Raw genomic sequence first — 13,988 nt, 5'->3', positions numbered from 1 at the left:
AACCTTTTAGGTCTAGGCTACAACAGGTTCGCCTGTTACAGCGAAACGGTATTATCCTTTATAAAAAGGACGTACTGAAATGAGGTTTTCTGTTTTTTTCAGAAAATGAAGTGAAGTGGTACAGCGTTAATACGCCTTCATAGGAAAAATCCTGTGAAGGCTTTTTTATTATTTAAAATATAGGAGGAAAGTAATATGCCAATTAGAATACCAGATAATTTACCAGCTAAAGAAATATTAGAAAGGGAACATATATTTGTAATGGGAGAAGAAAGAGCATTTCATCAAGATATACGCCCTTTAGAAATTGCAATATTAAATTTAATGCCATTAAAAGAAACAACAGAAACACAATTATTACGTCTTTTAGGAAATACACCTTTACAAATTAATATCATATTGTTATTTCCTAAAAATCACCAAACAAAAAATACTGCTCCAGAACATTTAAAAGCTTTTTATCATAGTTTTGATGAAATAAAACATAAAAAATTAGATGGAATGATTATTACAGGAGCACCTGTAGAAGATTTACCTTTTGAAGAAGTAAATTATTGGGAAGAATTAAAAGAAATTATGGAATGGTCAAGAAAAAATGTGACATCTACTTTGCATATTTGTTGGGGAGCACAAGCAGGACTTTACTATCATTATGGAATACAAAAGCACAATTTGTCTGAGAAAATGTTTGGCGTTTTTGCTCATACAGTACGAGTAAAAAGTGCTGATTTAGTAAGAGGTTTTGACGATGAATTTTATGCTCCTCATTCTCGCCATACAGAGGTAAAATTAGAAGATATTTATAAAGAACCAAAATTAGAAGTACTTTCTGCATCAGAAGAAGCAGGACTATACATTGCATCTTCCCGTCACGGAAGTCGTATTTTTGTTATGGGACATTCAGAATATGACCCTCTTACATTAAAAGAGGAATATGTAAGAGATTTAGGAAAAAGAAATGATGTACCTTTTCCAAAACATTATTTTGAAAACGATGACCCAAATAAACAACCTGTTGTGACATGGAAAAGTCATAGTAATTTATTGTTTTCTAATTGGTTAAATTATTATGTTTATCAAGTAACACCTTTTGAAATTGAAAGGGTAGACGGAACTCCTGAATATAAAAAATAAAATTTTAATTATTACAAGAGAGTGACAAAAGTAATATCGCTCTCTTATTTTTGTGTAAATATTTCAATAGTATAAAAAATAATATACAAAAATAATAATAAAAAAATATTAATTTCAAACAAAATAAATAGATTTTATTTTTATTATTGTTATTTTTGACATTTATTTGTTTCATATTATAGAATATTTTTTCAAAAAAATAACACTATAAATTTATATAGGCCGTCAATATGTGGTATAATACAAAAATGCCTTAGTATTTCCTAAATTAATTGTAGGTATAACAGATATAGAATGTCTATTGTGAAGGGTAAATAATATAGATATGATATGTTATCAGTACAAGTAAATAGGAACATTTTTATGAGATGTATCATAAAAATGAAAAGGGAGGAAAAAATATGCAATCCTATGATTTTTTATTCGTGTCAGCAATTATTTTATTATCAACAAAAATATTTGGCTTATTATCTCAAAAGGTACATATGCCACAAGTTGTAGGAGCTTTGACAGTAGGAATTATATTAGGGCCAGGTTGTTTAAATATTTTAGCAGAAACAGACTTTTTAATGAAAGCGGCCGAAATTGGTGTTATTTTTCTGATGTTTCAGGCAGGACTAGATACAGAATTTGAAGAATTAAAAAGAACAGGAAAAGCTTCTTTTATTATTGCTCTTATTGGTGTAATTGTACCATTTTTAGGAGGAACAATAGTTTATTTATTATTTTTCCGCTCTTCTACTATAACAAGTATAGATTTATTAAAAGGGTGTTTTGTAGGTGTTATTTTAACAGCAACATCTGTTAGCATTTCTGTAGAAACACTAAAAGAAATGGGAAAACTAAAAGGAAAAATAGGCACATCTATATTAGGTGCTGCAATTATTGATGATATTTTAGGAATTATTGTATTGACTATCATTACAGGGGTAACTTCTCCAAAAGAGAGTAGTATTATGACAGTACTTATCAAAATATTATTGTTTTTTATTTTTGTTGGTATTTGTGCCTTTATTATTCAAAAAACATTAAAACGTTTTCCTAATATTTATCCTACAGGAAAAAGACGTACAGCAATTTACTCTGCCGCATTTTGTTTGATAATGGCTTATTGTTCAGAAGTATATTTTGGCGTTGCAGATATTACAGGAGCTTATTTTGCAGGTCTAATATTGTGTAATTCAGGAGAAATCAGAAATTATGTTGCAAGAAGAATGAGCATTGTATCTTATATGTTTTTTACACCAATATTTTTTGCAAGTATAGGAATGAAAACTGTATTAAGTGGCATGACATCTTCTTTACTGTTATTTTCGATTGTATTACTTATTGTAGCAATATTATCAAAAGTAGTAGGTTGTGGATTAGGTGCAAAAATGTGTGGATATACAAATAGTGAAGCACTTTCTGTAGGTATTGGCATGGTATCTCGTGGTGAAGTAGCATTGATTGTAGCGCAAAAAGGCTCTCAAGCAGGTTTGATTGCTCAAGATATGTTTCCAGCAATTATATTTGTAGTTATTATTACAGTATTATTGACACCAATATTATTAAAAGTACAAATGAAATAAATTTACTAATAAAAAGGTATAACTAAGGCAAAAATAAAGTGAATATAATAAAGTAAGGCTAGTGTAATTAAAAAATTACACTAGCTCAGCGTGTCGATAAAGTCGACACGCTAAGTCGAAAACAGGTTTTCGACTTGTTTAAATAGAAGTATAAACAGCTTGTTCCATGGGCTTAAAAGCCTTGAAACTCGCTGTTTTCCTCAGGCGGGCAAAGCTCGCCTTGCGGATTAGAATGGGGAGTCGCACTCCCCATACCCCTTGCTTTTTATGGCAAAATGAGGTTTTTTGACAGACTGGGCTAGTGTAATTAAAAAATTACACTAGCTTTTTTGTCGTTATAATAAAAATAGAAAACGGATATACTAATAAAGAAAGGTTGATGCTCATGTTTTATGTATTTTCAGAAGGAAAAGTAGAACAAACAGAAAAAATAGAATATCCTCCTAAAAAGGGAATAAGTGTGATAGGAATGTTTCACCAAGAGCAATGGCAAGAAATCACACAAAAATATCACATTAGTTATACACCATTACAACAAATTTCTAAATATGCCTATTATGAATGTTTAGATGGTTTTGATTTTGTATGTATAAATGTGATTGACTACCAAAATTTATATGGGGGACAAAGAAAAGTATTATTTTATTTACAAAAAAATTGTTATATGATTTTTTCTGATGAACCTACAAAATGGAAAAAAATAATAGAAAATATTATAGTTATGTTAGGAGAAAAAAACACAAACAATAGAGTGCTGATAGAATTTATTACAAAGTTAATAGGAAACGATATTACAATATTTGATGATTTAGAAAAAGAAATAGTAGAATTAGAACAGGCACTTATTACAACACAAAAAAGAGATTGTGTAAAAGAAATTATATCTTTACGTAAAAAGTTAATGATATTAAAAAAATATTATGAACAAATATTAGATGTTTTAGAATGTTTATATGAAAATGAAAATCATATTTTTGATGAAAAGGCCATAAAATGTTTTGATAGGCTTCAAAAAAAGACAGAAAGATTTTATGAAAATATATTAAATTTAAGGGAAGCTGTAACACAAGTAAGAGAGTCTTATCAAGCACAAGTTGATATTAACTTAAATTATACCATGAAAATATTTACGGTAATTACTACTATATTTTTACCTTTAACACTTATTGTAGGGTGGTATGGTATGAATTTTGATATGCCAGAATATACTTGGAAACATAGTTATGCTATGGTAATTGCTTTATCGGTAGGAGTAGTAATTGCTGGTATAGCATTTTTCAAAAAAAAGGGGTGGTTCTAAAAATATTGTATTAGCTTTTTTGGCGGCATAGAGAGTTTTAATTTATAAACTGTAATATGAAATAGTATTGTATAAAGCTTTGTCATATATTGCGACAAAAAAAGTTGTATATTTATTATTATTTTTAGTATAGTGTTTATGGTAATAAAAACAGATGTAAGGGGGACAAGTCGTGTTTGACTATATCACAACACTTTATCAAAAAAAACCAAAAAAGCAGGAGATTGTAAAAGAGAATATTGAAGAGCAAAAATATTTTTTTTTAGAAAGAGCTGAAAAATTAGAAAATTCTTTTTATGAAGCATTTTTTGAACATTCTATTGAAAATGCTGTTGCAGATGCTTATGAAATATTTTTAGAAACAAAAACAGAATATAATTATTTTGAGCAAAGACTAACACAACTAGATGAAGAAAAAGGAAGAAGATTTTTAAAATTAGTAGCAATATACCACAGTATACGTCTTTCTCGTATTAAAAGAAGAAAATTGAGATGGAGAGAAATGAAACAAAATTTATATTATGTATTTCAACTCAATGATACAGAAAAAAAGCTAGCAGAAGCTTTATATAGCTGTGCCAAAATTGGCGAAAGTTGTTTTTCTGATTTGTTCGCAAAAACAACTGCAAGATATATTTTTGGTTCTCATACTCTTTCACCATTTTCATTGGCATTTATAGAAAATTTTTGTTATAATTCATTTAACAGTTTTATGTCTTCTTTTACAAAATATCTTTCTGTAAATGTAAGATTAAAAAAGGTGACAAACTGATTTTTTTAAATGAGGTGACAAAAATGTGGACAAAGGAACAACAAAAAGCCATTGATACAAGAAATTGTAATCTTTTAATTTCCGCAGCAGCAGGTTCAGGAAAAACAGCTGTACTTGTACAACGTATTATTTCTATGATAACAGATAAAAATAATCCTATTGATGTAGATAAACTTCTTGTAGTAACATTTACAAATGCAGCAGCATCAGAGATGAAACAAAGAATTGGAGATGCTATAGCAAAACAATTAGAAAATAATCCTCTTGATGAACATTTGCAAAATCAGTTAACAAATTTGAATAGAGCTGATATTAAAACAATACATTCTTTTTGTTTACAAGTAATAAAAGAAAACTATTATAAACTAGACATTGACCCTGTTATGAGAACAGCAGATGAAACAGAAATAAAACTTTTAAAACAAGAAGTTATAACAGATTTGTTTGAAAGATTATATAGTGAAGAAAATACAGAATTTTATACATTAGTAGAAATGTTTGGAAATGATACAAAAGATGATAAATTAAAAGAATTGATATTAAATATTTACGATTTTTTATTAGGTTGTCCAGAACCGTTAAAGTGGCTGGAAGAAGCAATAGAAATGTTTCATTTGTCAGAACATAATACATTAGAAAATACTATTTGGGCAGAAATATTACATCAAAAAATGACAGAAGAAATAAATATGATATGTTATTATTTAAAATGTGCTTTAGAATTAACACAATACGAAAGTGACTTTGAAACATATGCACAATATTTACAAACAGAATTAGAAATGGCGGAGAATTGCAAAAAACAATGTTCTCTGCCTTTTCGTCATGCAGAAACAGCTATTAGACAAGTATATTTTGATAAACTGCCTGCCTACAGAGGAGAGCATAAAGATATAAAAGAAAAAATCATTGATTTTAGAAATAAGGCGAAAAAAACATTTGAAAATTTACAGAAAAGTATTTTTCCTTATACTATACAAACAATGGAAGAACATATGAAACAGCTATATCCTATAATGAAATATTTAGGAAATGTAATAAAATTGTTTATGGAAGAATATAAAAATGTAAAAAAAGAAAAAAGAATATTAGATTTTGGAGATTATGAACACTTTTGTTTAGAGATACTTTTAGAAAAAGGAAGTACACCAGAAAATATATTACCTACAGAAGCTGCAATAGAATTGCAGAAAAAATATGAGGAAGTATTTACAGATGAGTATCAAGATAGCAATTTAATACAAGAAATGATATTATCTTCTGTTTCTAAAAAAACTATAGGAAAATATAACCGTTTTATGGTGGGAGATGTAAAACAAAGTATTTATGGTTTTAGATTAGCTATGCCTGAAATTTTTATGCAAAAATACAATGAATATGCATTAGAAGAAGGAAAAGAACAAAAAATATTACTTTCTCAAAATTTTAGAAGCCGTGAAAATATATTACATGGTATTAACTTTATATTTCGCCAAATAATGTCTGAGCAAGTAGGAGGACTAACATATGATGAAAATGCTGCATTATATGCAGGAGCGAAATTTCCACCATTTCATGGAAATTGTGGAGGAGATAACGAAATTATATTATTAAATTTACAAAATAGAACAGAAGAAGAGGAATGTGAGGATATTTTAGAAGAATGGAGTCAAGCAGAAAAAGAAGCATTTATTATTGCAAAACGTATTAAAAAAATGATGACAGAAGAAAATTATCATATTTTGGATAAAAAAACTGGGCAATATCGTACTGTAGCATTTCGTGATATTGCGATATTACTGAGAAGTAGTAAAAGATGGAATGGAATTTTTGACAGTATTTTTATAAAAGAAGATATTCCTTTTTATGCTGAAACTTCGTTAGGGTATTTTGAAACATTGGAAGTTATGACAATATTAAATCTTTTGCAATTATTGGATAATCCTATACAAGATATTCCTTTGCTTTCTGTATTACATTCTCCTATATACCATTTTACAGCAGAAGAATTAATGCAAATTAGAATGATGAGTGAAGAAAAAGAAGATAGCTACTATGATTGTATAAAAAAATGTATACAAGAATATGAGCAAAATACAATACAACAAGATATGAAAGTGATTGCAGAAAGATTGAAAATAGTATTTGATAATATTTCTAATTGGAGAAAAAAAGCAAGAGAAAGTTCTATTAGTCAATTGCTTTGGTATCTTTATGGAGAAACAGGATATTTTGACTATGTAGGTGTTACAGCGGGAGGAAAATTAAGACAAGCAAATTTACGTTTTTTAATCAAAAAAGCAGAAGAATATGAAAAAACAAGTTTAAAAGGATTATTTCATTTTGTAAGATACATTGAAAATATTAAAAAAGCAGAAGATACTTCTGGATCAGCCAAATTACTGAATGAAGGAGAAAATATGGTACGCATTATGACAATACATAAAAGTAAAGGCTTAGAATTTCCTGTTGTTTTTGTTTCTGATATGGGAAAAAATTTTAATATAAGCGATTTAAAAAAAGATGTATTGTTAGACCATAAAATAGGTATTGGTGTAGATTATATGGATTTGGAACAAAGAGCAAAATATACTACTTGGGCAAAAGAAGCAGTAAAACTAAAAATAAAACAAAATAATATTTCTGAAGAAATGCGTGTGCTTTATGTTGCACTTACTCGAGCAAAAGAAAAGCTAATATTGACAGGAAGCATAAAAGAAAAAAATATTGAAAAATGGTGCAGCTATGAAAGTACACAAAAAGGAATGTTACCGTATTATAAAATGGCACAAGCAAGTAATTATTTGGATTGGATAATGCCAGCAATATTAAATCATAAAGCAGGAAAAGAATTTTTAAAAAAATATGGTTTTTACTGTGACAATACTGTAGTGTTGCAAGATGCTTCTCAGTGGAACATTACATTAGTAAATGAGCAACAGGAAAATGAAAATGAAGCAACACAATATGAAAAACAAAAGAAAATAATGGACTATTTTGAACAGTGGAATAATGAAAAAGATTATAGTAATAAAAGAAATCAAATTTTTGATGCTTTAGATTGGAGATATGCACAACAGCTTTCTACTACACTACAGACAAATATTACAATTTCTGAAATTAAAAAAAAGTGGCAAGAACAAATCGGCTTATTACAGCAAGAACAGCAATGGAATATTACTATGAAACTGCCTAAATTTGAAAAAGAAGCAAAAAAATTAACTGCAGCAGAAGTTGGTACAGCAACACATACTTTTATGGAACAATGTGATATTAAAAAGCAATATACAAAAGAAGAAATTATAAAACAAATTGCTTCTTTAGTAGAGCAAAATATACTATCTGAACAAGAAGCAAAAGCATTAAATGTAAATGAAATAACAAAATTTTTTCAATCTGAATTAGCTCAAAGAATACGAAATGCAGATGTTGTTGAGCAAGAAAAAAGATTTTCTATGCTTATGGAAGCAAGTGAAATTTTTCCTCAAAAAGAATATGAATTAATAAAAGATAGTGTTATGATAAATGGTATTATAGATTGTTTTTTTGAAGAAAATGGACAAATTGTATTAATAGACTATAAAAATAATAGACTGTGGGGACAAAAAACTGCTGATACATTAAAAAAACAATATGAGATACAAATGAAATTATATAAAAAAGCATTAGAAAAAGCCACTGGAAAAAATGTAAAAGAAGTTTATTTATATTCTTTTGCATTAGGAGAAGCACTTTTGATACAATAATAGGGGGAAAAATATGGCATATGTATTAGTAATATTATCGGGTATTTGCTGGGGGTCTATAGGGCTGTTTACAAAAAAAATTATGGTTGTGGGATTTACAGAAATAGAAATGCTTTTTACAAAAATGCTAATAGATACGATTTTAATGATACCGATATTATTATTAAAAAACAAAAAATTATTTTGTTTGCATAAAATAACAGATATACGTTATTTTATAGGTACAGGTATTTTGAGTTATACATTTTTTAACTGGTGTTACATGAAAGCAATAGGACAAACAAGTTTAGGTGTAGCAGCAGTACTATTGTATACAGCACCTGTTATTGTTATGATTTGTTCACTATTTCTTTTTGGAGAAAAATTAACAAAATTGAAATGCTTTGTAGTAGTAATGACATTTTTAGGCTGTGTTTTTGTAACAGGTGTTTTAGACACAAAAGAAGTTACTTATACAGCAAAAGGGATATTATTTGGTATTTGTTCAGGCATTGGTTATGCTTTGTATAGTATATTTAGTATGTTTGCTCTTAAAAAAGATTACCATTCTTTAACTATTACATTTTATACTTTTGTAATGGCGGCAATAGCTACATTTTTTTTAGTTCACCCTTTAGATTTATTACAAAAGGTAGTACAACAAAATGTTTTGTTTGATATGCTTTTGTTTTCTGTTGTAACAGCACTTATCCCTTATATTTGCTATACAAAGGGACTGAGCAATATGCCTGCAAGTCAAGCTTCTATACTTGCTACAATAGAACCTGTAGTAGCTGCACTGATAGGTATTATATTATTTAAAGAAGATACTTCTTGGCAAAAAATATTAGGTATTGTACTTGTATTAGGTGGTGTTATTATTCGTGTAATAGGAAAAAAAGAAGTAAAACAAAAAATGTAAGAATTTTTTAAGAGAACTATTTATCATTTTTAAATTTATGTTGTTATAATAATGATAAGGTGCTTAAATAATTATTACAAGGAAGTGAAAAATGCAAAGGAGGGGCTTTATGGAAATGGAAAAGTTTAATATATTGGTGTGTGATGATGAAAAGTCTATTGTAGATGCTATTGAAATTTATTTAAAACAAGAAAACTATAATATTATAAAGGCGTATAATGGAGAGGAAGCATTGCAAGCACTAGAAGAAAATGAAATTCATTTGATACTTTTAGATATTATGATGCCTAAATTAGATGGCTTAAATACGACAATTAAAATTAGAGAAAGACTGAATATACCTATTATTATACTATCTGCAAAATCAGAAGATACTGACAAAATATTAGGACTAAATTTTGGAGCGGACGATTATATTACAAAGCCTTTTAATCCTTTAGAATTGTTAGCAAGGGTAAAAAGTCAAATGAGAAGATATACTACATTAGGTAGTATTGCAGAAAAAAGTAACATCATCAAAATAGGAAGTTTGGAGCTAGACAAAGATGCCAAAGAAGTACGTGTAGAAGGAGAAAAAGTAAAATTGACTGCTACAGAATATGGTATATTACAACTTTTAATGGAAAATGCAGGAAAGGTATTTTCTATTGACCAAATTTATGAAAATGTTTGGAAAGAACTTTCTTTTGCACCAGAAAACACTGTTTCTGTACATATTAGAAGAATAAGAGAAAAAATAGAAATTAATCCAAAGGAGCCAAGATATTTAAAGGTGGTGTGGGGAATTGGCTACAAAATCGAAAAAAGCTAGACAATATTTGACTAGAACAAAGATTTTTGCAGCAATGATATATTTTGTAGGTGTGTTAACACTATACTTATCAGGTATGGTATTTTTAAATATTAGTCAAAACTGGCATTTTCAAGCTGTGGCTACAAATAGCTATTATGAAACACAAAATTTTAGAATACGTTTTGATAAATTGTTAAACAATGTGATTAATATATCTATCTATTATAAAGATGAAAATAGTATTGAAACAGGAGAACATCTTTCTAGAGAAGATTTATTAGCAAGTTTTAAAAACTATTATGGTGTAATAGATGGCGTAATTACACAAAGTACAGAAGTAAATGATACTTATGATGGTTTAATTGTGAAAAATACGATACCAGAAAATTTAAAAAATAATTTTGAAGAATATAAAACATTAGTAGAAACTCGTTTAGCACAATACAGAAATATGTACATACAAAATCAGCTCGAAAGTTATCGCAACATGAAAAGAGAAATGAATGATTATGAAAATTTCTTTTATTATTTGGAAGACGAAAATGGTATAAAAATATCAAGTAATATTTCAAAAGAAGGTATCTCTAATATGACAAGAAGCATTATATTAGAAGGTGGTTTTTCTATTGATAATTTAGGATATTATAAAGAATACCATAATGAAGTATTAGAAAAAAGCAATTGTAAACTTTATGCAGCAGTAAGAGAACCGCTTCTTCCAGGAGATGCTTTTTATAGAGAACAAGAAGAATTTTATATGATAAAAAGAAGTTATCCTATACTAATTGGTGTTTCTATAATAGCGTGTATTGCTATTGTTGCATCACTATTATATTTAATCAGAGTGGCAGGACAAAAGCAAAAAGGCGGAGAAATAGAATATATGGTAGTAGATAAAATATATAATGACATTCATGTTATACTATTTATAATATTCAATTTTATTGCTGGTATGGCAACATTAACGCTTTGCAGTATTATATTATATAATAGTACTTATTATTTATGGACATATATTTTTTCTACGTTGTTAGGAGCATTATTTATTGTATATAGTACTGTTTGGCTAAGTTTTACAACAAGCCTTTCTAGGCAAATAAAGGGCAGGCGTTTTTTTAGCAACACTACAATAGCTGTTATATTGCAAAAAGTTAGTTATTTATTTAGCGGTAAAACATTTTGTGGCTGGATTGTGTTTTTACTTATGGGGTATGGCATGGCAAATTGTATTATGACAATGTTTTTATTGAGTGCTATACTTTATAGTAACACAAGCATTGCATTATTTTTACTACTATGTATACTTTTGTTTAATGGTGTAGCAGCAGCATTTTGTGCAAGAGCATTAGGTTCTCTCACAAAAGTGATGATTTCTGCAAAAGAAATATCAAGAGGAAATTTAGCTTATGAATTAGATTTGAAAAAGATTTCTCCTTCTTTCAAAAATTTTGCAGAAGATGTAGCTAATATACAAAGTGGTTTTAAAAGAGCAGTAGAAGAAGCAGTGAAAGGAGAAAGAATGAAGGCAGAGCTTATTACAAATGTATCACATGATTTAAAAACGCCTTTGACTTCTATTATTACCTATGTAGATTTGCTCAGAAAAGAAGAACTAGACAATGAAAAAGCAAAAGAATTTGTGAGTGTGCTTCATGATAAATCTTATCGCTTAAAGCAGCTAATAGAAGATTTAATTGAAGCAAGTAAAGCATCTAGCGGAAATTTAACTGTCACAAAAGAAAAAATAAATTTAAAAATGCTTTTGATACAAGCAATAGGAGAATTAGAAGAAAAAATAAAAAAAGCAGGTCTTATTATAAAAATTAACTGTGAAGAAGAAATAAATATTTATGCAGACGGCAGACATATGTGGAGGATATTAGAAAATTTAATATCAAATATTATTAAATATTCTATGGCAAACTCTCGTGTTTATGTAGATATTTTTAAAATGGATAATATGGGAGTATTGATTATAAAAAATATTTCTGCTACTTCTATTGATGTTACTCCAGAGCAACTAATGGACCGTTTCGTAAGGGGAGATGTTTCACGTACAACAGAAGGTTCTGGATTAGGTTTGTCTATTGCTAAAAGTCTTTCTGAAATACAAAATGGAAAATTTGAAATTAATATTGATGGTGATTTATTTAAGGCAATTGTTATGATGCCTGTTTGGATAGAACAAAATACAGAAGAAATAGAACAGATAGAACAAACAACAGAATAACAACTTTAAAAACTGCTTTTATCTGTTGAGAAAATATAAGAGGAGGAGATAATATTATGTTACATACCATTAGAACATTTATTGCAAGATACATTATGATTACAGTAGGAATTATATTTGTTTCAATAGGATTAGAAGTGTTTTTGATACCAAACCATATTATTGATGGTGGAATTACAGGCATTTCTATTATGCTGAGCTATTTGACAAATATTCCTTTAAATATTATTGTTGTAATACTAAATATTCCTTTTATGTTTGTATCATCAAAACAAATGGGAAAACGTTTTGCAATAGGATATTTATATGCTATGGCAGCACTCTCTGCTGGTTTGATATTGGCAAAAAATTTGGAAAGTATTACACAGGACACATTGCTTGCTACATTGTTCGGTGGTGTATTATTAGGTATTGGTGTGGGACTTGTGATACGATATGGTGCTTGTATGGACGGAACAGAAATGGCAGCGATATTGATAAGTAAAAAAACAAATACTTCTGTGGGACAATTTGTACTGATTTGTAATCTTTTTATATTTACAGTGGCAATATTTATATTTGGTTTTGATAGAGCAATGTATTCTCTTGTGGCTTATTTTGTTGCATCAAAATTGATAGACACTGTTGTAGAAGGTTCTAATCAGGTAAAAGCAGCATTAATTGTAACAGAGCAACAACAAGCAGTTTCACAGGCAATATTAAAAAATTTAGGAAGAACTGTAACCAAAATGGAAGGCGAAGGTATGTTCAGTGGTAAAAAAGCTGTATTGTATGTTGTATTAACTCGTGTAGAAGTGACAGAATTACGTACTGTAATAGAACAAGTAGATATAGAAACAAATAGTCCTTCTTTTGTGACTATTTTAGATGTTTCAGAAGTAATGGGAAATAATTTAATGAAATATGGAAAGCAGCAAAACAAAGGGCTTCCACGTATACTATAAATATATAATTGAAAAAAGTACTTGTTTTTTAAACCAGTACTCAGCGTGTCGATAAAGTCGACACGCTAAGTCGAAAACAGGTTTTCGACTTGTTTAAATAGAAGTATAAACAGCGAGTTCCATCGGCTTAAAAGCCTTGAAACTCGCTGTTTTCCTCAGGCGGGCAAAGCTCGCCTTGCGGATTAGAATGGGGAGTCGCACTCCCTATACCCCTTGCTTTTTACAGCAAATGAGTTTTTTTGACAGACTGAGTACTTGTTTTTTAAACCAGTACTTTTTTATTGTTCTGAGTAATAAAATAGAAACATAATAACATCAAATATATATTTTAAAGTTAATAAAAACAATTTAGTAAGATATAGAAAAAAGTAAAAAAGGATTGACAAATAGAATATGATTATGCTATATTAAAGTAAATAGTGTGTTACTGTTCAAGCAGGCATTAACTATCCAAAATATATTATTAAATTATTTTGGGTATTAATGTCTTTTTTTGTACTAATTTTTTGTTTTCCTAGGTTCAAATGAAATTTTAGTACAAAAAGGGGCATAATACACATAATACAAAGGAAGAATGATATTTATTCTTCTCTGCATTATAAAATTTTTATTTATTAT

The 13,988-nt window shown here is 28.4% G+C and carries 9 protein-coding genes and 1 other annotated feature (1 of these 10 running past the window's edge); all 9 genes read left to right on the top strand.

What is annotated here, in order from left to right; all coding sequences use genetic code 11:
* Positions 1-142, top strand: a binding site (T-box leader) (it extends 113 nt beyond the left edge of the window).
* 53 nt (positions 143-195) lie between these two features.
* The 9 genes from metA to C820_RS10955 all read left to right on the top strand — a co-directional run bounded on the left by metA (position 196) and on the right by C820_RS10955 (position 13,370).
* The gene (gene metA / locus C820_RS10995) at positions 196-1,134 is read left to right on the top strand and encodes a homoserine O-acetyltransferase MetA (protein ID WP_004033903.1); all 939 of its coding nucleotides are present in this window, start codon (positions 196-198) and stop codon (positions 1,132-1,134) included.
* Between the two features lie 401 nt (positions 1,135-1,535).
* Positions 1,536-2,705: a cation:proton antiporter gene (locus tag C820_RS10990; protein WP_004033905.1), complete on the top strand. Its 1,170-nt coding sequence runs from the start codon at positions 1,536-1,538 to the stop codon at positions 2,703-2,705.
* A gap of 385 nt (positions 2,706-3,090) precedes the next feature.
* Positions 3,091-4,005, top strand: coding sequence for a magnesium transporter CorA family protein (locus C820_RS10985; RefSeq protein WP_004033907.1), 915 nt, complete (start codon positions 3,091-3,093; stop codon positions 4,003-4,005).
* A 172-nt stretch (positions 4,006-4,177) separates the two neighbouring features.
* Complete coding sequence (locus C820_RS10980) at positions 4,178-4,777, top strand: hypothetical protein (RefSeq protein ID WP_004033909.1); 600 nt, start codon at positions 4,178-4,180, stop codon at positions 4,775-4,777.
* 23 nt (positions 4,778-4,800) lie between these two features.
* A complete protein-coding gene (addA, locus tag C820_RS10975; RefSeq protein WP_004033910.1) occupies positions 4,801-8,502 on the top strand; it encodes a helicase-exonuclease AddAB subunit AddA in 3,702 nt (1,233 codons plus the stop codon).
* Positions 8,503-8,515: 13 nt separating this feature from the next.
* Entirely contained in the window at positions 8,516-9,403 is an 888-nt protein-coding gene (locus C820_RS10970) for a DMT family transporter (protein WP_004033912.1), read from the top strand.
* Between the two features lie 115 nt (positions 9,404-9,518).
* Positions 9,519-10,214, top strand: a complete 696-nt coding sequence (locus C820_RS10965) for a response regulator transcription factor (RefSeq protein ID WP_035295777.1) — start codon at positions 9,519-9,521, stop codon at positions 10,212-10,214.
* Positions 10,189-12,426, top strand: coding sequence for a sensor histidine kinase (locus C820_RS10960; protein ID WP_004033916.1), 2,238 nt, complete (start codon positions 10,189-10,191; stop codon positions 12,424-12,426). Before C820_RS10965 ends, C820_RS10960 begins: the two co-directional genes overlap by 26 nt.
* Positions 12,427-12,482: 56 nt before the next feature.
* Positions 12,483-13,370 (top strand): YitT family protein, encoded by an 888-nt coding sequence (locus tag C820_RS10955; protein WP_004033918.1) that lies wholly within the window; start codon positions 12,483-12,485, stop codon positions 13,368-13,370.
* Positions 13,371-13,988 lie beyond the last annotated feature (618 nt).

It is taken from the genome of Clostridium sp. MD294 (assembly GCF_000364165.2).
Taxonomy (GTDB): domain Bacteria; phylum Bacillota; class Clostridia; order Lachnospirales; family Anaerotignaceae; genus Coprocola.
The sequence above is the reverse complement of the archived record's forward strand: the minus strand, read 5'-3'. Positions and strand labels throughout refer to the sequence as shown.